This is a genomic window from Sorangium sp. So ce363, from assembly GCF_051520435.1.
GTDB classification, from domain to species: Bacteria; Myxococcota_A; Polyangia; order Polyangiales; family Polyangiaceae; genus Sorangium; species Sorangium cellulosum_B.
Genome location: NZ_CP150333.1, coordinates 648,934 through 669,674, shown reverse-complemented (window position 1 = coordinate 669,674; position 20,741 = coordinate 648,934). Strand labels below are relative to the sequence as shown.

Annotated in this window: 15 protein-coding genes; 8 read left to right on the top strand and 7 right to left on the bottom strand. The window is 74.5% G+C overall.

Features of this window, described 5'->3' with window-relative positions; all coding sequences use genetic code 11:
- Window positions 1-451 precede the first annotated feature (451 nt).
- The 8 genes from WMF12_RS02560 (at window position 452) to WMF12_RS02525 (ending at window position 12,266) form a co-directional block, all read left to right on the top strand.
- A complete protein-coding gene (locus WMF12_RS02560) occupies window positions 452-2,752 on the top strand; it encodes a hypothetical protein (RefSeq protein ID WP_437862652.1) in 2,301 nt (766 codons plus the stop codon).
- 1 nt (window position 2,753) lies between these two features.
- Entirely contained in the window at window positions 2,754-5,129 is a 2,376-nt protein-coding gene (locus tag WMF12_RS02555; protein WP_437862640.1) for a hypothetical protein, read from the top strand.
- 134 nt (window positions 5,130-5,263) lie between these two features.
- Window positions 5,264-5,608, top strand: a complete 345-nt coding sequence (locus tag WMF12_RS02550) for an HU family DNA-binding protein (protein ID WP_437297590.1) — start codon at window positions 5,264-5,266, stop codon at window positions 5,606-5,608.
- A gap of 160 nt (window positions 5,609-5,768) precedes the next feature.
- Window positions 5,769-6,998, top strand: a complete 1,230-nt coding sequence (gene tyrS / locus WMF12_RS02545; protein ID WP_437761807.1) for a tyrosine--tRNA ligase — start codon at window positions 5,769-5,771, stop codon at window positions 6,996-6,998.
- Complete coding sequence (locus tag WMF12_RS02540; protein WP_437862595.1) at window positions 6,991-8,037, top strand: hypothetical protein; 1,047 nt, start codon at window positions 6,991-6,993, stop codon at window positions 8,035-8,037. Before tyrS ends, WMF12_RS02540 begins: the two co-directional genes overlap by 8 nt.
- Before the next feature lie 42 nt (window positions 8,038-8,079).
- Complete coding sequence (locus WMF12_RS02535) at window positions 8,080-10,179, top strand: alpha/beta hydrolase (protein WP_437862585.1); 2,100 nt, start codon at window positions 8,080-8,082, stop codon at window positions 10,177-10,179.
- 58 nt (window positions 10,180-10,237) lie between these two features.
- The gene (locus WMF12_RS02530; RefSeq protein WP_437862574.1) at window positions 10,238-11,575 is read left to right on the top strand and encodes a metallophosphoesterase; all 1,338 of its coding nucleotides are present in this window, start codon (window positions 10,238-10,240) and stop codon (window positions 11,573-11,575) included.
- 85 nt (window positions 11,576-11,660) lie between these two features.
- Window positions 11,661-12,266 (top strand): Uma2 family endonuclease, encoded by a 606-nt coding sequence (locus tag WMF12_RS02525; protein ID WP_437862549.1) that lies wholly within the window; start codon window positions 11,661-11,663, stop codon window positions 12,264-12,266.
- Window positions 12,267-12,310: 44 nt separating this feature from the next.
- Here the strand turns inward: WMF12_RS02525 and WMF12_RS02520 are convergent, their stop codons facing one another.
- From WMF12_RS02520 to WMF12_RS02490, 7 genes are all read right to left on the bottom strand, one after another.
- On the bottom strand, window positions 12,311-12,922 hold the full coding sequence (locus WMF12_RS02520; protein WP_437862524.1) for a DUF2914 domain-containing protein: 612 nt from the start codon (window positions 12,920-12,922) through the stop codon (window positions 12,311-12,313).
- Between the two features lie 241 nt (window positions 12,923-13,163).
- Window positions 13,164-14,498, bottom strand: coding sequence for a multicopper oxidase family protein (locus WMF12_RS02515; protein ID WP_437862504.1), 1,335 nt, complete (start codon window positions 14,496-14,498; stop codon window positions 13,164-13,166).
- 1 nt (window position 14,499) lies between these two features.
- Entirely contained in the window at window positions 14,500-15,975 is a 1,476-nt protein-coding gene (locus WMF12_RS02510) for a TolC family protein (protein WP_437862473.1), read from the bottom strand.
- Window positions 15,965-16,366, bottom strand: a complete 402-nt coding sequence (locus tag WMF12_RS02505; RefSeq protein WP_437862452.1) for a hypothetical protein — start codon at window positions 16,364-16,366, stop codon at window positions 15,965-15,967. Before WMF12_RS02505 ends, WMF12_RS02510 begins: the two co-directional genes overlap by 11 nt.
- Before the next feature lie 201 nt (window positions 16,367-16,567).
- Window positions 16,568-18,133 (bottom strand): L,D-transpeptidase, encoded by a 1,566-nt coding sequence (locus tag WMF12_RS02500; RefSeq protein ID WP_437862441.1) that lies wholly within the window; start codon window positions 18,131-18,133, stop codon window positions 16,568-16,570.
- Window positions 18,134-18,263: 130 nt separating this feature from the next.
- A complete protein-coding gene (locus WMF12_RS02495; RefSeq protein WP_437862426.1) occupies window positions 18,264-19,166 on the bottom strand; it encodes a hypothetical protein in 903 nt (300 codons plus the stop codon).
- A gap of 23 nt (window positions 19,167-19,189) precedes the next feature.
- Entirely contained in the window at window positions 19,190-20,722 is a 1,533-nt protein-coding gene (locus tag WMF12_RS02490; protein WP_437862412.1) for a S53 family peptidase, read from the bottom strand.
- Between the last annotated feature and the right edge of the window lie 19 nt (window positions 20,723-20,741).

Genomic DNA, 20,741 nt, shown 5'->3' with positions numbered 1-20,741 from the left:
GCGAGCACAGACGGCGAGCGCCTGCCAAGAAACACCCGTAGATCCGTCCGCCAGCCATCCGACCAGCGAGGCAACGGAGAAAAAAAAGAGCGCCCGCTCGACGGCGGGGGGGGGAGACCGTCACGGGCGCTCTGCCTGCTCATTGAGCAGGATGCGGGCCAGGAGCTTCCCTTCCAAGTTCGGGGACTTTCGCTAGTAAAATGACTTTCCCATTTCAATCCTGAACAGCCGCTTGCAAACGTGCTGGGCAGAGCTGGCGGCCTCAGCCTTCGCGGGCGGGCTCCTCGGGTCAGGCTGCGTGAAAGTCGTGTAAAAGAGCCGCGTGTCACCGTCCAGCGCCGACCCTGGTTCCCCCTCGCCGCCCGGAAGCGCAGCGCCCCGACCGAGCAGCGCCTCCCCCGACGGAACGGACGGAACCGAGACCGCGGCCTCCCGGGGCGCCGGCCCGGCGGTGCCACCCGGCTGGCTCGATCGCCTGGTCGCGGCCTGGCCGCGCGTCGATCCGGTCCTGTTCGCCGCCTACGCCGGCGCATGTGTCCTCTACGCCGCCGTCGCGTTCTACAGCGCGATGCACCAGCAGACGGGCGGCATGTGGTCGGCGCCGCTCGACGACGTCTTCATCCACTTCGATTACGCCCGCGCCACCGCGCGCGGGTACCCGTTCGAGTGGTCCGAGGGCAACGGCTTCTCGAGCGGGAACACGAGCCTGAGCTACCCGTTCGTCCTCGCCCTCGGCTATCTCGTCGGCTTCCGCGGCGTCCTGCTGATGCAGTGGGCGGCGATCGTCGCGTGCACCTCGACGCTCGGCTTCCTGCTCGTCGGCGCGCGGCTCCTCGAGCCCGTCGGGCGCTGGGCGAAGTACCTGCTGCCGCCCGTGGCGCTCTCCATCGGCGCGCTCGACTGGTCGCTGTTCAGCGGGATGGAGAACGCCTTCCACCTCGGCGTCTGGGCGCTCGCCACCCTCGCCGCGCTCTCGGTCGCCCGCGCGGCCGACGCGCCACGCGAGCCGACGACGCAGGCGACGCGGACGACGCGGACGGCCGATGACACGCGCGCCGCGGCGCCGCCGAGGCGCCTCGCCCACCTCGGCTGGGCCGCCGGCCTCGCCGGCGCGCTCCTTTACGCCACCCGGCCGGAGTCGGTCGTCTGCGTGGCGGCGCTGAGCGTGTACGCGGCCATCGCCGTGAAGCGGGCCCACGGCGCGCGCGCGGCGATCGCGACCCTGCTCCGGACGTCGGTGCCCGGCGCGCTCGCGTGCCTCGCCCAGGCGGTCGCCAACCGCGTGTTCACCGGCGAATGGGCGGCGAGCGGCGCCATCGCCAAGCTGGCGCTGAACAACCCGTACATGACGTCCTCCGAGAAGTGGGACACCTACGAGTTCCTCGCGACGTACGTCGTCGCCCGCAACACCAACCACCACTTCTCGGACGCCCTCCCCTGGGGCTGGCTCGTGCCCGCCCTCGCGCTCATCCCCCTCGCCTCGCGCAGGACCCGCGGGGCCGCGGTGCTGCTCTGGATCCAGGTCGCCGGGTGGCTCGCGCTCGTGGCCCTGAACGGTCAGGTCCGCTGGCAGAACGAGCGCTACACCATGCCCGCGGTCGCCTGGCTGCTGGTGCTCGCGGCGATGGGGCTCGCGCTGCTCGTCGCGCGCGCCGCATGGGCCAACGGCGGCGAGCGCCGCCAGGAGCGGCCAGAGAGCGCCCCGGCCGGGATCAGAGCGCGGCTCGGGGCCCTCGGCGGCATCGCGGCCGCGGCCCGCGGCGGCGCCCTGGCGCGCGGCCTCTGGTGCGCGCGCGTCGCGCTCGCCCTCGCCGTGGCCGCGCTCTTCTGGGCCCACCAGCTGCCCAGGATGCGCGACCAGATCTGGTTCTTCGGCCGCGCCAGCCGCAACATCCGCGATCAGCACCTCGTCGCCGGCAAGCTCCTCGCCCAGCTCGACGTGCGCCGCGTCCTCGTCGGCGACGCGGGCGCGCTCCTCTACGCGTCGGACCGGCCCGGCCTCGACATCATCGGGCTCGGCGGCTACCACGATCTCCCGTTCGCCCGCGCGGGCGTCCACGGCCTGGGCGCCTCGCTGGAGCTCATCGAGCGCATCCCCGCCGACGACCGCCCCGACACGCTGGCCATCTACCCGGGCTGGTGGGGCGACCTCCCGGCCATCTTCGGCAGGCGGATCGCCGCGATCCCCGTCGTCGGCAACGTGATCTGCGGCGGCGCGGAGAAGGTCATCTACCAGGCCGACTGGAGCCCGCTCGCGCACGGCGAGGCGCCCGCGTCGATGCGCGAGGACGAGCGGGTCGTCGACGAGCTCGACGTCGCCGATCTCGTGAGCGAGCGGGAGCACGGCTACGCCTTCCCGCGGCCTCAGGCCGGCTTCGTCGGCTTCAGCGTCCTCCCGGATCCGCGCGGATCAGGGCACGATCGCTTCGACGCGGGGCGCGTCATCCCGGGCGGCAGGAGCGAGGCGGCCCGCCTTCACGCCCCCCGCGAGGGCCAGGGCAGGCTCGTGGTCCGCACCGCCGCGCCCCGCGCCGCCACGATCCGCGCGACGGCGGACGGCCGGGAGATCGGCCACGTCGCGCTCAAGAGGGGCGACGGCTGGACCGAGGCCTCGCTCGACCTCCCCGAGGGCTTGCCCGAGACGTTCACGCTCACGCTCACGCCGGTCGACGGGGAGTGGGTCGATCACCACGTCTGGATCCTCGATCGCCCCGCGCGCGGCGTCGGCGCGCGCCCGCTCGCCGGACAGTGACGTGCGCGCCGGCCTGCCCCGCGACCCCGCGCAATGGATCGCGCTCGCGCTCGCCCTCGCCGCGCTGCTCGCCGACGCCTGGCTCCTCCGCCGCTCGCCCGCCACCGCGCGGGCCGGCCCCGCGCCTCCACGCCCCGGCGCCGCGCGCTCGGGCCGCGATCCCGCGCCCCGCTCCGGCGCGGCCCTGGGCGCCGCGATCGCCGCGACCCTCTCGGTCGTCGCGGCGCTGCTCTCGGCCGCGTACGTCGCGGTCTACCTGCGGGGCGGCCCCCGCATCATCGACGCGACCAGCTACTGGCTCGAGGCGCGCGCGATGGCGGCCGGCTACCTCGCGTGGCCCCTCGATGAGCCCGCGGCCTCCGTGCTCGGTCGCTTCCTCGTCCGCAGCGACGCGATGGCCGGGCGCGGCGCGGCCGAGGTCGCGGTCCTCTTCCCCCCGGGCTACCCCGCCCTGCTCGCGCTGGGCTTCCTCGCGGGCGCGCCGCTCGCGGTCGGCCCAGCGCTCGCCGCGGCGCTCGCGATCGCCACCTACGACCTGGCCGCGCGGTTCGCGCCGGAGGGCCCGGCCCCGTCCGGGAGCGCCGCGCCGATCCGCTTCGTTCCGCTCGTCGCCGCGCTCTTCTCGGCGCTCTGCGCCGCGCTCCGCTACCACACGGCCGACACGATGTCGCACGGGCTCGCGGCCCTCTGCTTCACCGTCGCGCTCGCGTCGGCGCGGCGCGCGCTCGACGAGGCCCGCGCCGCCGCATCGACGGGCGCCGCGACGGGGCCCCTCGGTCCGGAGGTCCGCGCCGCCGCGCTCGGCGGGCTCGCCGCCGGCTGGCTCGCGGCGACGCGCCCGCCGAGCGCGCTCGCCCTCGCTGCGACGCTGCCCTTCGTGATCCTGCCGGCGATCGCGCCGGGGAGCGCGGCGGCCGGCCCGCGCGAGGGCGATCCGCCGCCGCGCCCCTCGCCGCGGCTCGCGCGGCTCGCCGCGGCGATGGCGATCGGCGCCCTCCCCGGCCTCGCGCTGCTCGCGGCCCACCAGCGCGCCGCGACGGGCGCCTTCGCCTCGTCGCAGGCCGCGTACTACGCGGTCTCGGACGGCCCGCCCGGCTGCTTCCGCTACGGCTTCGGCGCCGGCGTCGGCTGCCTCGGCGAGCACGGCGACTTCGTCCGTCACAACCTCGCGGAAGGATACGGCTTTCTGGCGGCTGCCGGCACGACGCTGCGCCGCCTGAAGCTCCACCTCGTGGACGCGCTCAACGCCGAGCCGCTCGCGTTGCTCGTGCTCGCCGGCGCCGTGATCGCCTGGCGGCGGCCGCGCTCGCGCGCCCTCGCGATCGCCCCGCTCCTCCAGGTAGCCGCTTACGCCCCCTTCTATTTCGACGGCAACTACCCGGGAGGCGGCGCGCGCTTCTTCGCCGACGTGCTGCCGGTGGAGCACGTCCTCGCCGCCATGGCCGCCCTCGCGCTCGCCGAGCGCGCGGCGACGGCGGCGCACGCGGAGCGCGGCCCCGCGCGCCGGCGTGGCGCGCTCCTCCCGGCAGCGCTCCTCCCGGCAGCGCTCCTCGCGGTGGCGCTCCCGCTCGCCGGCTTCGCCTTCCGCGCGGGCTTCGACCACGCCGCGCTCCGCGATCGCGAGGGCGGCCTGCCCATGTTCGACCCCGCCGCCGTCGCGCGCGCGGGCGTCTCGCGCGGCCTCGTGTTCGTCGACACCGATCACGGCTTCAACCTCGGCTTCGATCCCGCCCCGGAGGACGTCGCGGTGCTGCGCTACCGGGGCGACGCGATCGACCGCATGGCGTGGGAGGCCCGCGGTCGCCCCCCCGCGTACCGCTACCGCTTCGCGATCCCGGACGGAGGCGGCCTCGCCTCGGTCTCGATCACGCCGCTCGTCTTCGACGCCGAGCCGCCCGGCGAGGCCCGCATCGAGGGCGAGTCGCTGTGGCCGCCCCGCGACCAGCGCGGCGCCTTCGCGCTTCCCGAGCACGCCGGCGGCACGTGCGCGTCAGGCGGGCGCCTGCTCGCGGTGCACGCGGCGGGGCGCGGCGAGGCCGTCGTCCGGGTCGGCCTGCCCGCCCCTTGGCTCCGCGGCGCCCGGATCAGCCCGCGCGTGGCGCTCTCGGGCGACGGCGCCGGCGAGGTGCGCCTCCTCGTCGACGGCGCCCTGCTCCACGTCTGGCGGGTCGAGCCCGCCGCGCCGAGCCCCCCCGGCGCGGCGCTCGCCTGCGCCGAGCTCCCGCCGTATCCGATCCCCGAGGATGCCGTCGGAATCGAGCTCGCCCTCGCCCGCGAGGACGCGGCGACGGCCGGAGAGACCGGGCAGGGAGAAACCGGAGCCCTCTTCGCGCTCGACGCGCTCTCCGTTGTGGGCGGGAATTCGGTTGACCGCTAGTCCCGTAACATGCGAGCTTTTCATAGGATTCTGTTGTCGTGCGGCTCCTGGAGCGGCGCATCCCCTGGAGCTCTGCGGTGGAAAGCGGCAAGTCGAGCGCCGGCGGCGGTCCGCTCGGGTGGGGGAGGTGGACCATGACGAAAAGCGAGCTCATCGACGCGATCGCGGGACGGGGGGAGCTCACCAAGGCTCGAGCGGAGCTCGTGGTGAACTGCGTCTTCGACGCGATGACGCAGGCGCTCCAGCGCAACGAAGGCATCGAGATCCGCGGCTTCGGCAGCTTCACGGTCAGGCCGTACAAGCCCTACAGCGGCAGGAACCCGCGCACGGGCCAGCCGGTGCCCGTGCCCGCCAAGCGCCTTCCGTTCTTCAAGGTCGGCAAGGAGCTCAAGGAGCTCGTCAACGCGAGCCGCGCGTACGCGATCTCGGGTGACGACGACGACGAGGACGAGGACGACGAGGAGACCGACGACGAATGAGGCGGCGCGCGGCGCGTCCGTGACGTGACGCGCCCCACGGCGTGGCGGCGTGACGACGTCGCTCGCGGCGCCCTGGTCGCTCCCTGCGCCCTCTCCGCGCGCGCCGAGGCGCGTCGCCCCTCTGGCGGGCGGTTCCGCTGCGCGGTAGAAGCGGGCCCCCATGGTCCCCGCCGAACGTCAGCTCCAGATCCTCTGCAAGGGTGTCGTCGACCTCCACGTCCGGGCCGAGCTCGAGGAGCGGATCCGCGAGGGCAAGCCGCTGCGCGTGAAGGCCGGCTTCGACCCGACCCGACCCGATCTCCACCTCGGCCACACGGTGGTGATGCAGAAGATGCGGGAGTTCCAGGAGCTCGGGCACCACGTGGTCTTCGTGGTCGGCGACTTCACGGCGATGGTCGGCGATCCGACCGGCAAGAACGAGCTGCGCCCGCGGCTCTCGCGCGAGGAGGTCGTCGCCGCGGCGGAGACCTACCAGGCGCAGGCGTTCAAGGTCCTCGACAAGAACAGGACCGAGGTCCGCTACAACTCCGAGTGGCTGAACAAGCTCGATCCGACGCAGATGATCGAGCTCTGCGCGAAGTACACCGTCGCCCGCATGCTGGAGCGCGACGACTTCAAGAAGCGCTACGAGGAGGCGCGGCCCATCTACGTGCACGAGTTCATGTACCCGCTCCTCCAGGCCTACGACTCGGTCGAGCTCGAGGCCGACATCGAGCTCGGCGGCACCGATCAGCTCTTCAACCTGCTCGTGGCGCGCGACCTGATGCCCCGCTACGGCAAGCGCGCCCAGATGGTGATGACGATGCCGCTCCTCGAGGGCACGAACGCGCGCGTCGAGGACGGGAAGGTCGTCGGCGCCAAGATGTCGAAGAGCGCGGACAACTACGTCGGCATCACCGAGCCGCCGTTCGACATGCTGCAGAAGCTGATGCTCGTCGATGACGGCGTGATCTGGCGGTACATGGAGCTCCTGTCGTCGCGCCCGCCCGAGGAGATCGCCGCCCTGCGGGGGGCGGTCCTCCGCGGCGAGCAGGGCGTCATCGCGGTGAAGGAGCTCTTCGCGCAGGAGATCGTCGCCCGCTTCCACTCGGCGGAGGACGCGCGCGCGGCCCTCGAGCGGCGCCGCAGCGTCGCGGCCGGCGGCCTGCCGGAGAACATCGAGGAGCTCCAGGTGGCGAGCGACCGCGACACGATCCCGATCGGCAACGCGCTGGCGCTGGCGGGGCTCGCCGAGTCGACCTCCGCGGCGCGGCGCCTCGTGAAGGGCGGCGCGGTGCACCTCGAGGGCGAGGTGGTCAAGGACGAGCAGCTCAAGCTCGAGCGTGGGAAGCGCTACCTGGTCCGCGTCGGCTCGAAGAACCGCCGCTTCGCCTACCTCGTCGTTGGCTAACGCGCCCGGGCGAGCGCCTCGCCGGCGCGCCGTGCTCGGCGGCGTCCTGGGCTGCGCCCTCGGCCTCGCGCTGCCCTCGTGCGGCGGCGCGCCGCGGCCGCCCGCCCGGCCTAGCCCGCCGCTGCCGCCGCTCGCCACGGCGGACCTGACGCGCCTCCTGCCGCAGGCGGGGCTCAGGTGGCTGATCCTCGTCCGGCCCCGCGAGGTCGCGGCGGTGCCGTGGCTCATCCCGTCGATCGCGCTCGTGGCGCCCGAGGAGAACCTGGCCCGGCACGCCCGCGCGACCGGCGTCGATCTGCGGCAGGTGCGCGAGGCGGCGATCGCGTCGTACGCGGGCGCGGGGCCGGCGGGCGACGCCACGCTCTACGTGGCGCGCCACAGCGGCGATCCGCGCGCCATCGAGCGCCTCTTCCGGCGGCGGCTCACGGGCAAGGAGCGGCGCGCGCTCGATCGCCCGGACGTCGTGCGCGTGACGGGCGACATCGGCACGAAGCCGCACGCGCTTGTGCTGCTCGGCGAGGACGTGGCCTGCGTGCAGGACGGCGGCAGCCCGCTGCGCGGGCCGGCGCGCGTCGCGTCGCTGTACGCGCTCGGGCGCCTCAAGCGCTCGCCCGCGGCGCTCTCGGGCGGCCCGCTGCGCGCGCTCGAGGCCCGCCTCGGCCCGGCGCCCGTGCGCGCGTTCGCGCCGGGGCCGTTCGACGGGGAGCTCGCCCGCGGCGCGCGGGGGCTGCTCGCGGCGGCGACCGCCGTGGGCGCGGCCGCGAGGCCGAGCGCCCGCGAGGGGATCGCGCTCGCGATCGCGGTGGCGGGCGACTTCTCGACGAGCGGGGAGGCCGCCTCGGAGGAGCTGCTCGCGGCCTGGAACGAGCTGGCGGGCGGCTCGTTCGGCCACCTGCTCGGGCTGGACGCGCCGGTCGAGCCGCCGCTCGCCACCCACGCGCCGGACGCGGTGGCCGTCGCGGTCGAGCTGAACCCGCGGGCGCTCGCCCGGGGGCTCGCGGCGTCGACGGGCGAGCGGCTCGCCGAGATGCTGCGGTAGGCGCGGCGGCGCGTCGCCGGTAAATTGGGTGCCGTCAGCGCCATGCCCACCACGACCAGCGGCTTCTTCCTGCAATGCGCCTCCCGCGGCACGCTCGAGCTCGTCTTGCCCGCCGCCGACACGCCGTTCGGCGTCGAGCACCACCGCCGCGAGGAGGCCTCCGGGCCGTGGCGTCACGTGGCGACGTTCGCCAGCGGCCTCGGCCCGGTCGAGGCGGTGTCGCTCATCCAGAGCAACTTCGGCGATCCAGGCCACCTCGAGGCGGTGGCGCGCATCGGGGATCGGCTGGCCGCGTTCTGGTGCGCGCCATCGAGCGAGCCGTCGTGGAGCGAGCCGCGCTTCTTCGCGGAGGGCGCGGCCGGCGACCCCGCCCTGATTCAGGGCTGCTTCGGGGGCAAAGGCAACTTCGAGCTCGTGGTGCCTCACGCGCGCGGCGGGATCGCGCACTACCACCGCGACAACGACACCGCGGAGCTCGGCTGGCGCGGCCCGGTGATCTTCGGCGAGGGGCTCGGTCGATTCGAGGCGGTCGCGATGATCCAGCGCGTGGCCGGCGCGCCGCACGGACCCAACGCGCCCGGCGACCTCGAGGTCGTCGCGCGCGTCGGCGATCGCCTGGTGATGTTCCGGCGCTCTCCCGGGTCCGGGGCTGCGTGGCACGGCCCGGAGGAGGTGGTCTCCGGGGTCCGCGGGACACCGGCGCTCTTCCGGAGCACGATCGGCGGACCTGGGACGCTCGAGCTGTTCTCGCCGCTCGCGCGCGTGGGGCTCGCGCGGTGGAGCCGTGACGACGGCGCCCGCTTCCGCGGTCCGACGGTGTTCGCCACCGATCTGGGCCGGTGCGAGGCGGTATCGGTGATCGAGAGCTGGCCGCTCGGGCGAATCGAGCTCGCCGTGCGCGCCGATGGGCGGATCGTCCACGCGACGCGCGACGGCGCGGTCTGGTCGCAGCGCGCGATCGGCAACACGTCGCCTTCCCCGGCAGATGTCCCCTCTCCGGCGACGCTCCCTCCGCCTGCCACCACGACGAATCGCCCGCCTGCAGCGACGACCTCTCGCCCACCCGCCGCCACGACGAATCGCCCGCCTGCAGCGACGACCTCTCGCCCGCCTGCAGCGACGACCTCTCGCCCGCCCCCCTCGATGAGCTCGCCTCCGCCTGCGCCGCTCCCCACCGGCGCTTCGCCGCGGCTGCGCGCCGGGCCGCACCGGGCGGGGTTCCGGCGCATCGGCGCGCTCTCGCTGTCGGCGGACGCCTGCTACCCCGACACGTGGCCGTTCCAGGGCGCGCTCTACCGATGCCCCGCGCGGAGCGCCGCGCTGCTCTACTACCCCGCGTCCGCGGACGGCGAGGAGGCGCCGCTCTCGCCGGAAGGCCCGTTCCCGGTCATCGCGATCGCCCACGAGCGGCGCCTCGCCACGAGCGCGGCCACCGCCGGGTCGCCCGCGGGTCTTGCCCAGGACTACCGCCAGCTCGCCGGCGTGATGGCGCACCTCGCGCGCTGGGGCTTCGTCGTCGTCGCGCCCGATCTCTCGTGGCTCACGCCCGACGACGCGCCGCTGCGCCGCGCCGCGGTGCTCCGGGACGCGCTCACGCACCTCCGCGCCGGCTCCCGGGGCCCGCTCCTGGCCGACTTCGCTCGAGTGGGCCTGCTCGGCCACGGGCTCGGCGCGCAGGCCGCGCTCGCGCTCGCGCTCGACGCCGCTTGCCCGTTCGATGTCCGCGCCCTCGCGCTCCTCGCGCCGGCGGGCGCCCCCGAGCGCGCGCTATCCATTGACGCGCTCGCGCCTCGGCCGGCGCTCGTCGTCCGCGGCACCGCGGACCCCATCGCCGCCGCGGTCCCGGCGTCGCTCTACGACCGCGCGCGCGCTCCGAAGCACCTCGTGACCCTGCCCGGCGCGAACCACTTCGGCTACACGACGTCGCTCGGCCTCGCCGAGCCGCTCGACGGCCACGCCGGGCTCCCGCGGCGCGAGCAGCAGGCGATCGCGATGGGCTACCTCGCCGCGTTCTTCAATGGCTACCTCCGGGACGCGCGCGGCGACCTCGACGCGCTCTCGGGCAAGGCGTCGCTCGAGGGGCTCGAAGCACGTGAGATCCCGGTCAGCGCCGAGGTGCCTGACGGAGCGGCTGGCTCCTAGGCGCAGCCGGCGGGGCCGCGGCCGGACGCGCGATCGGCGCGATGCTAGTTTCCGTCGCGTGTACCAGCTCGGCGGCCTCGTCGTCACGCTCGTCAACGGCCTCCTCGGCCTGATCCTCTGGCGGCGGCTGCGCGCGGCGTTCCCTCGACATGGGGCGCTGATCAGCGGCCTCTGCGCTGCGGGCCTGCTGCTGGCCGCGCTCCCGGCGCTGCTCATGGCCGCGGCGAGCTTCTCGGGGCTGCGCGCGCTCCAGCGCCACGCGCCAGAGCCGCTGGCGCTGATCGCCATGGGCGCGCAGGTGGGCCTGCTCCTCTATGGGTTGCTCCTCGGGCTCGCCACGCTCGCGTGCGCGGCCGTCCGGGCGCTCCGCCGGCTCCGGCCGCCCCGGAACGCCCGGCCTGCGGCCGATGCCCAGCCTGCGACGAACGCGCAGGCCAGCGCCGGCGCTCAGGCCGATCCAGCCGCTCAGGACATCCGCGTGCCTGCCGATGTCGAGGCCCGGCCGGAGGCCGTCGATGAGCGCCGCCGCCGCTTCGTCGTCGGCGCGACATGGGCGCTTCCCGCGGCGGCGGTCGCGGTGTCGATGGGCGGCGTGCTCGCGTCGCGACAGCGTCCGGCCGTCGTGAGGCTCGCGCTGCCGGTGCGCCGCGAGCTGACGAGCCTGCACGGCGTCACCATCGCGCAGCTCAGCGACGTGCACGTCGGCAGCTTCATGGATGCGGAGCGGCTCGACGAGCTCCGCGACGCCATGAACGCGATCCGCGCGGACATCCACATCGTCACCGGCGATCTGCTCGATCACCACGTCTCGCAGCTCGAGCTGTCCGCGCGGCTGCTCCGGGGCCTGCGCCCCGCCCGGGGGCAGCTCTTCTTCTGCATGGGTAACCACGAGTACATCGCCGCCCGGTCGGCCAGCGTGGGGACGATCGTGAAGGGCCTCGAGGAAGCGGGCGCCCAGGTGCTCGTCGACGAGGCGCGGGAGGTCCGCCTCGGCGGCGATCGCCTGTGGATGGGCGCCATCGACTACCCGAGCCGCGCGCGCCCAGGAGAGCCCGCCCGGCGCCCGACGCGAGACGGACTCGATCGAGCGCTCGGCCAGATGCGGGACGACGGCGCGCCGCGCGTCCTCCTCAGCCACCACCCGGGCACGTTCCGGGCCGCGCGCGAGCTGCCGTTCGATCTGATGCTGTCCGGTCACACGCACGGCGGGCAGATCTCGCTCGGCCGGATCGGCGATTACGCGCTCACGCCGATGTTGCCCGCCGGGCTCTACCACAACGGGCATTACGAGCACCGGGGCCGTCGCCTCCACGTCAACGCCGGCGCCGGGGGCTGGCTGCCGGTCCGCATCAACTGTCCACCGGAGATCACGCTCGTCGAGCTCGTGCCCGCCTGACGCCGCAGGAAGGGTCCCACCCCCTTGCGCCCGTGGAGCTCTCGACCGGTGGACGCGTTCCGTCTCCCGGGTGAAACTGCGGGACATGGCACAAGCCGCGGTCCGCACCGGCCTTTCGCCGCAGGAGTACCTGGACTTCGAGCGTTCGTCGCCGCTTCGCCACGAATACGCGGACGGTGAGCTCTTCGCCATGGCGGGCGGCACGCTGGAGCACAGCGCGATCGCCGCGAACATCATCGGTGAGCTGCGGAACGCGCTCCGCGGTCGGGGGTGCCGGGTGCTCACCTCCGACATGCGCGTCAAGATCGCCGCCATACGCCGCTACGTGTACCCCGACGGCGCCGTCGTTTGCGCGCGTCCCGAGTTCGAAGACGAGCAACGCGACACGCTCCTGAACCCACGCGTCCTCCTCGAGGTGCTCTCCGACTCCAGCGAGGCCTATGATCGAGGGGACAAGTTCGCCCAGTACAGGACGCTACCGTCGCTCGAGGAGTACGTGCTCGCATCGCAGAAGGCGCCGCGAATCGAGGTGTTCACGCGGCAGCCAGACGGCAGCTGGCTGCTCCGGATCCACGGCCCGGGCGAGCAAGCAGAGCTGTCGTCCCTCGGCGGCGCGCTCGACGTCGACCGGGTGTACTTGGACGTCTTCGAACGGGATGCGATGGGAGAAGCGCCGAAGGACGCGCCCTGACGCGCTGACGACGACCGGCGTCTCCCGCGCCCAGCCGCCCTCGGCTACAGCGTCACCTCGAACGGCGCGCGCGCGAGCTCTTCGCCCGTCTCCGACCGCACGACCGCCGTCCACTCCCCCGCCTTCCGCGCCCCGCGCGTGAACGCCCACGTCCGCCACCGCGGCGACGGCCCGACCCCGAGCGTCACGTTCCCGACCGGCTCCCCGCCGCCCGGCGGGACGAACGCCACCGTCACCTCGCCCTCCACGTCGCTCCGGTTCTCGACCTCCAGGTACGCATAAAGCCGCGGTGTCTCCGGCGCGTTGAACGTCGTCCCCGGCGCCACCGGCTCGCGGTCCTTCACCCCCTCCGCGATCACCAGCCGCTTCACCTTCAGCTCCGCCGCCCCCCTCCCCTTCTCCTTGGCCTCACGGCTCCCCTTGCCCCCCTTGTCCGCCACGACGTTCGCGTCCGGCGCGGGCGCCGTCACCGTCGCGGCCGGCAGGCCTGCGGGCGCCGCCGCCGTGGCGGCTGCAGGCTCGGGGCACTGCGTCGCCGCGGGGCTCGCGGCAGCGGCCGGCGCCGGAGGCCGCGCGTCGTGACGCTCGCCGCAGCCGGCGAGCGAGACCGTGCAAAGCGCCAGAAACGTCATCCGTCGAGCCATCTTCATTGCCATCGAAGCACTCCTCCGCGATCCGGGGCGTCCCGGCCTCGCCACCGGATATGGCAAGGCGTGGACCGCTTCTGGCTCATTGAAATCGCTGAAGATTTTGGCTGACCTGTGGTCGATCGGCCGCGCCCCGTGTGTCCATCGAGACGGCCGACCCGCGCCGCCGCGATCGACCCGAGCCCCAGGCCTCCTCGAGTCGACGCGCGGACGAGATGCCGATCGCGAGCCTTCGCTCACGTCGAGAGATTCACCCGCCCGGCTTGCCTCCAGAAGCGGGGACAATCCCGTCCGCCCGCATCCGCTCGGCGCTCGCCGGCCCGGCCACGGTGCCGGCCGGGTGCACATACCACCCGGCCGGATCCGCCTTGTCCGGATCGTCGCGGACCTTGAGGACGGTGAACATTCCCCCCATGTCGATGTACGAGAACGGCCCGGCCCCGCCGCGCATCGGCAGGCTGTTCGCGGGGATCGGCATGGGCATCTCGCCCATGCCGCCCATCCCCGTGGTCCCCATCGTCATGTAGCCGGGCATCACGCGGCTCATCCGCCGATCGAGCGCGCGGGTCTCGGCGCCGACCATGTTCGGCAGGCCATGGCCCATCTGCATCATCGTGTGATGGGTCATGTGGCAGTGCACCGCCCAGTCGCCCGGCTCCTCGGGGACGAACTCGATGACCCGCGTGCTGCCGACCGGGACCAGGACCGTCGTCTCCGGGTACTGGGCCGACTCGGGGACAAACCCGCCGTCCGTCGCCGTGACCTGGAACGACAGGCCGTGCAGGTGGATCGGGTGGTGATCCATCGGGCCGAGGTTCCCGAGGCGCACGCGCACGCGCTCGCCGCGGCCGACGACGAGCGGCGCCGTCGCGGGGAACGCCTTGCCATTGAACGTGAGGACGTTGAAGTCGCTCATCGCGTTCGGGTCGGGCCGGCGCGCCCCCGCGTTGATCTTCCACTCGTGCGTCATCAGCACGAAATCCCGGTCCACGCGCGGCCCCCTGGGCCTCCTCGGATGCACGACGAACATCCCCACCGCGCCCAGCGCGATCTGGGTCATCTCGTCGAAATGCGAGTGGTACATATACGTCCCCGGATACCGCACGACGAACTCGTAAACATACGTCTCGCCGGGCTCGATCGGGCGCTGGGTGAGCCCGGCGACTCCATCCATGCCGTTCGGCAGCACGAGGCCGTGCCAGTGGACCGTGGTGGCCTCCGGCAGCGAGTTCGTCACGTAGATGCGCAGGCGATCGCCCTCGACCGCCTCGATGGTCGGGCCGGGCGTGCTCCCGTTGTAGCCCCACACCTCGCTCTTCAGGCCGGGGGCAATCTCGTGCTCGAGGGGGCCGGCGACGAGGTGGCCGACCTTCACGCCGTCCACCACGCGCAGCGGGAGCGTGCTGCCGTTCGGCGTCACCGCGGCGGGCTGCCCCCCGGGCGCCGCGGTCCGGCGAGGCGGGGGCGTAGCGGCGCCCGCGGCGGGCGGCGCGCCAGGGCGCTGCTGCGCATGGGCGAGCCCTTGCGTGAGGATGGCGGCGCCGGCGGCCAGACCGCCCGCGTGGATGAAAGCACGTCGGTCCATGTCAATGCCCTCCTTCGCCGGTGGCCGAGGCCCTCGGCATCGCCGCGGGAGCTCCGGCCCCCGCGGCCTCGACGCGGCGCCCTGCCAGGAGCGCGTCGAACGCAGCCTTCGCCGTCCAGTGCTCGCGCAGCGCCTCGACCGCAGCGAGCTCGGCGTCGAGCTGCTCTCGGCGCGCCGAGAGCAGCTGGAAGACCCCGACCTGCATCGCGTTGTACTGGAGCAACGTCTGCTCCAGCACCCGCTTGCGCGCCGGGAGGATCACGCGCGCGTAGTGCCGCGCGCGCGCGTGCGCGAACAGGAGCCGGCTCTGCGCCTCGCGGACCGCCGAGCGGACGTCGACGGCGCGGCCGTGGTAGCGCTCGAGCAGGCCGTCGAACTCCGCCGCCTGCGCGACCTCGGCCCCCTGACGCCGATCGAAGAGCGGGAGCGAGAGGCGGACCCCGGCGCCGAGGACCCACGGGTGCTCGTGCGCCTCGCCGCTCGCGCCGAGCTCCCGCTCGCCGTGCACGCCGATCGCCACGTCCGGCACCCAGCCCTCGGCGCGCAAGGCCCCGGCGCGCCCCGCCGCCGCCTCGAGCCGGCTGCGCAGCTCCGCGAGCTCGAGGCTCGCCCGCAAGGCCAGCGACTCCGCGCGCGGCGGCGTCGCGAGCGCCTCGGGCGCCGCAGGGACCGCGCCGGCGATCGTCCAGGAGGTCGCCGCGCCGGAGAGGCCGAGCAGCCGGGTGAGCCGCTCGCGCTGCGAGAGGAGCTCCAGCTCCATCTGCGCGGCCGTGACGCGCGCCTCCTCGTAACCCGCCTCCTGCGTCGCCACGTCGAGCTCCGGGACGTTGCCCGCCTCGAAGAGCGCGCGGGCGGCGTCGCGGGCCGCGGCGAACGCGTCGAGCGCGCGGTTCGCGATGCCGAGGCGCTGCTCCGCCGCCTGCGCGGCGTAGAACGCGGCGCGCACCTGGTAGCCGAGATCGACGACCGCGCCCGCGGCGCGGTAGCGCGCGGCCTCGTGCTCCGACCGCGCCGCCTTCGCGTGGAGCGGCGAGAGGAGCGCCGACGTGAGGTCGATCTCGACCTCGAGCTCGAGGTGCGCGTGCTCGACCCCCTCCTGCAGCGGCGTGACCCCGATCGCGATCTCCGGGTTCGGCAGCTTGCCCGCCTGCTCGAGGTTGCCCCGCGCGACGCCGACCTCCTTCAGCACGGCGCGCAACTCGCGGTTGTTGAGCAGCGCGATCCGCACCGCGGCGTCCGCGGTGAGCGGCTGCCGCGGCGCCTGGCCGAGGGCGCGCGCGCCGTCGGCCGGCGCCGGATCGACCTCCTCCGACGCCGCGCCCTTCGGGAGCTCGACGCGGGAGAGCTCGCGGATCCGCGCCATGTCGGCGGTCGACGACGGGGCGGCGCAGCCGGCCGCGGAGAGGAGCGCGAGGCCCGCCGCGAGCGGGGTGAGGCGCGCGGCGAGCGCGCGCGAGCGCCGGGGTTCAGTGCGCATGGGCGGGCTCCCTGGGCGGAGGCGGCGCGTCACCGCTGGGTGGCGCCTGGGCCGGCGCATGACCGCTCGGCGGCGCCTGGGCCGGCGCGTGGCCGCTCGGCGGCGTCCGGGCCGACGCGTGGCCGTGGTGATGATGGTGATGGTGCTGGTGAGGATCGGCGCCGCCGCCCGGCGCCGGATCGAGCCCGATCCAGGCGGCGGCGGGCTCTCCGGGCAGCGGAGGATCCTCGGCGAGGGCGACGCCGATCCGCGGCGAGGGAGCTTCTGCTGCCTGCGGTGACGCAGCAGACGACGCGGGGAAGCTCGCGGGAAGGCTGCGCGGCGCGCAGCCGGCGAGCGCAGCGACGAGCATCAGCAGGGCGTTCAGGCCGGCGAGGTGAGGTGATTTCATGGAAGCCGCTCCAGCGTGGCGAGTGCGATCACGTGCGGGGCCCGAGGGCGACCGCGCCCCGCAGCGGCTTCATGCCGCATTTGAGCTCGAGCGCTCCAGAGCTCAGCGCAGGAAGTTGGATCGCCAACAGCATCGTCCCGGGTTGCATGCATGGCCGACGCGCGCGGCCCGGCGGTATTACACGCTCCTGGCCGCGCGCGGTCAGGCGTGGATGTACACGAGCGTCCCGCCCTTGTCGTTGAACGCGGCGTGCCAGCCCTCGGGGACGGGGGGATCGGTCCACGCGAACAGCCACGCCGCGTCGGCGGGCGCGAGGTTCACGCAGCCGCTGCTCCGCACCTTGCCGAACGCGTCGTGCCAGTAGACGCCGTGCAGCGCATAGCTGTTGTGGAAGTACTGGACATAGGGCACGTCCCGCAGGTCGACGGACGACTCGCTGAGCTCGTCGCCGTCCATCGTCGCCGTGACGTGCTTCTCGCGGATGAAGAACGTGCCCTGCACGGTGGCGCTGGTGGTCGCGGGATCGCCGAGCTCGCCCCTGCCCGTCGAGACGAGGGTCGCGAAGACGGGGCGCTCGCCCTCGTAGGCGACCAGCGTCTGGAGCTCGATGGAGATGTCGATCCACTTCCTTCCGCGCGCCGCGTGCCCCCAGAAGTCGCGGCCCAGCCGCGCGACCCGCAGCGCGGACGCGGGGATCCACACGCCCGCGTCGGTCTCCGCGTAGGCGCCGCCGGCGGCCGTCTTGCCGGTGAGCACCCAGCCGGAGCGGTGCGCCGCCCAGCCGTCCGGCTTGAGCTCGCCCGAGGCGTCCGGCTTCAGCGTGCGCACCCCGTGGTGCATGACGAACGCGGGCGTCCCCTCGCTCTTCACCTCCACGCCGCGCATCGCCGTGGGGGTGACGGCCGAGGTGCGATCGATCGGGATGAGGTCGAGCTCGGTCGTCAGGCCGAAGCGCCGCCCGGTCCACGCGAAGGTGGAGATCAGGCCGAAGGCCGAGTCGGCCCGCGCGCGCCCGCGGTGCGCGGGGAAGCGGACCTTCTCGGCAGCGCCTACCGGCTTGGGCAGGTCGCGGCGGCTCGCGAAGAAGGGCGTGAGCGGCTCCGGCTCGCCCAGGAGCGCCTCGTCGCGGCGGGACCACGCGGGGGTGCCCTGGGCGCGCGAGCGCCCCTCGACGCGCCGCTGCTCGGCCTCGCTGGGCAGGTGGACATAGAGGTGCGGCGGCGGCTTCCGCGACACGACGTACCGGTACGGATACGGCTCGCCCCGTCGCGGGCCGGCCGGCGTCGCGGCGACGATCTCGTGGTCCAGGTCGAGCGAGGCGCCCCTGCCGACGCACACGAAGCCGCGGGGATGGATGGCGTACCACCCGCCGGCGCACCCCGCGTCGCCCGACGGCGCCGCGGCGCGCTCGACGAGCGCGCCGGCCCGGAGGTAACCGAGCTTGAGCGCGCCGCGCTCGGGCGCGGCGTGCACGAACGTGCGCATGGCGATGCTCGCGAGCTTGTCGCCGCGCCCGGGCCGCAGCGCCTCCCTGGACGCCGCGGGCTCGGCCTCGACGGCCGCGCCGCCGTCCAGCGGCTCCACGACGCCCGCGGCGGCGAGCGCCGGCTCCAGGGCCGCCGGCTGCGCGGCGGCCGAGCGCCCCGGCGGCTCCTCGCCCGGGCCGCAGGCCGCCACGAGCGCCGACGCGGCGAGCGCCGACGCGCGCCGCAGCCGATCCAGACCACTGCGGCGGCGCGCGCGCGCATCCGGGAAAGAGCAAGCCATGACGAGCAACGGGCCTCGTCTAGCTCAGAGCCCGCCCGCCGACCAGATCGCCCGCGGCGCGACGTCTCGACCCGCCGAGCAGCCGCGGCAGTTCAACGCGCGCGCTCCCCCTCGCGTCGCCGAGCGGCGTTTACCAGCGCGGGTCGCCGTCGATCAGCCAATCCAGCGCTCTTCGGGTCTCCTCGGCCACAGGCCCGTCGTACCGGTGGCCGGCCTCCTTGCTGCGCGCCACGCGAGCGAGCACCCCCGCTTTCTCCAGGCGCGCCGCGGCCGCCGCAGCGGCGCCGCCGCACCCGGCCTGCGCGCACACGAAGAGGACCCGCTGCCCGCCGCCGTCCGCGAACGCCTTGGCCGTCGCCGGGGTCCACTTGTCGTGTCCGCCCTCGACCAGCACGAGGCGCGGGAAGAGCGCCGCCCGGCGCGCGGCGATCGCAGAGCCCATGATCGCGCCCAGCGAGAAGCCTGTATAGAGCACCGCGCCGGGATCCACGTGCTCGGGAAAGCGCGCCCGCAGCGCCGCGAGCCCCGCGTCGATCTCCTGCTCCAGGCGGGCGTTGCTCTCGTACGTGAAGCGGACGTCGCTCGCCGACGGCGAATCGGGCCGCGCGACGCCCCTCGGGCACAGGACGAAGACGCCGTCTCCCACGATGTCGCGCCACACCTGGCACTGCCACTCGGGCCGATCGTAGTTGCCGTGCGACGCGATGAGCACGGGACGCCGCGCGGTGGCGCCGATCGGCACCGACACCACGGCGCTCGGAAACCCCTCGACAGGGAGCTCCACGAACGGCGCGTCCGCGCGGAGCGGCGCAGCCCCCGCAGCAGCGGCCGCCGCGTCCCCGGCGGCGGCCACCGGTGTCGCGCCGCCGTCCGCGGCCTGCGCCGCCTCTTCCCGCGCCGGGGCGGGCGCGACGCTGGGCGGCGCGGGCGCCGGACCGGCGGAGCGGCCTGGGCGGTCACAGCCGAGCGCCGCCGCCGCAAGGAGCGGAAGCGACACGAGCGAGAGGAAGAGGAACGCGACGGGGGGCGCCATCCGACCCAGAGGATGACGCTTTCCTACGGGAGCGCCTCCGCGAGCTTGTCCGCGAGCGGAGCGCCCCAGCCGGTCGGATAGTCCCAGCCGGGCCCCGCGCTGAACCCCTCGGGGGTCTTGCCCTCGGTGATGTCGCGGAACGCGGCCTGCACGCCCGCATCGGTGTAAAGCGCCCGGTTCAGCCACCCGGCGACGGGCTTGCCCTGCGCGATCCGGTGGCTGTTCACCGACGCCATCAGCCCGGCGAACACCGGCGCCGCAAACGAGGTGCCGCCGCGCTGATCCCACTCGCCCAGGAAGTAGAGCCAGTACGGGGAGTCCGACGACGCGCTCAGCGCGACGTCGGAGACCGCGCGCGTGCCCTGCGCGTCCGTCACGACGCTCTCCTGCCACCACGGCGTATCGAAGGCGCGCGATCGGCCCGAGCCGGAGCCGCTCCACGCCACCTCGCGCGCGACCTCGCCGCCGTCGCCGAGCTCGAGCACCGTCCCGCCGACGCACGTCACATACGGGCTCGACGACGGCACGTCGGGCCTGCTCGAGTCGCCGCTCGCGACGACGATCGTCATCCCGAGCGCCGCGCCCATGCGCGCCGCCTCGTTGTATTGCTCGCGGATCGGCTGCGCCTCCGTCTCCTCGCGGTGCGCGAACGACGTCGAGAGCACCGACACCTCGCCGGCAGCGATCGCCTCGTTCCACGCATAGAGGATGGAGTGGGTGCGCGCGTCCGGCCCCTGGTACGCGATGAGCTCCGCCATGGGCGCCATCACGCCCGACCATTGCATGTCCAGCGTGCTCTCGACATACCGCGTGGAGATCGGATCCGCGGTGACCACTTCCTCGGGGTTGTCGCGCGAGACGCCGAACGACCGCCAGAACGACTGGAGATCCCGGGTCTTGAACGTCGCCCCGACAACGACGCCGAGCTTCACGCCCTGCCCGCTGTGGCCGGCGGTGTGGAGCGCTTCGGCTCCATAGGCCCGCGCGATCTGCGCGGGCGTGTACCCCTGCTCCGGCTCCGGCGGAGGGTCCGTCTCGATCGCGCCTCCCTCGGCCGGGAGCGGATCGGTGTCGGCGGGGATCTCGACCGAGATGACGCCCGACGCGAGGTCGATGATCCGCTGCGGCGGCCTGAGCGGATCGAGCGCGCCGAACGTGCGGAGCGGCTTGCCGCCGGCCGCGGGGTTCTCGCGCTCGAAGTCGCGGAGCTCGGTGTCAAACGCGGTATTGAACTGCTCGACCGTGCCCGCGAACTCGAGCAGGAGCCGGTTTTTGGACCGCCGCCGGATCTCCATCCCCTGCTGGACGAGCCAGTCTTCGACGGCCGCGACGTCGCTCTCGGACGGGGCGTGGCGCTCCATCCAGGTCTCGACCGACATGTACTTCCGGAACGTGTCCGGCTTCCCGGGATCGTACATGGCCTCGATCGCGCTCTCGAGCCCGGGGACATCCCGGGTCGGGAACCCCATCAGCGCGCGGAAGCGGCCCTCCTCCGGCGCCGCGCCGAAGTCCATGTAGATCCCCGCGAGCGGCCGGGGAAGGCCGCTCGGGAGCACGGGCCCGTCTTTTCCGCAC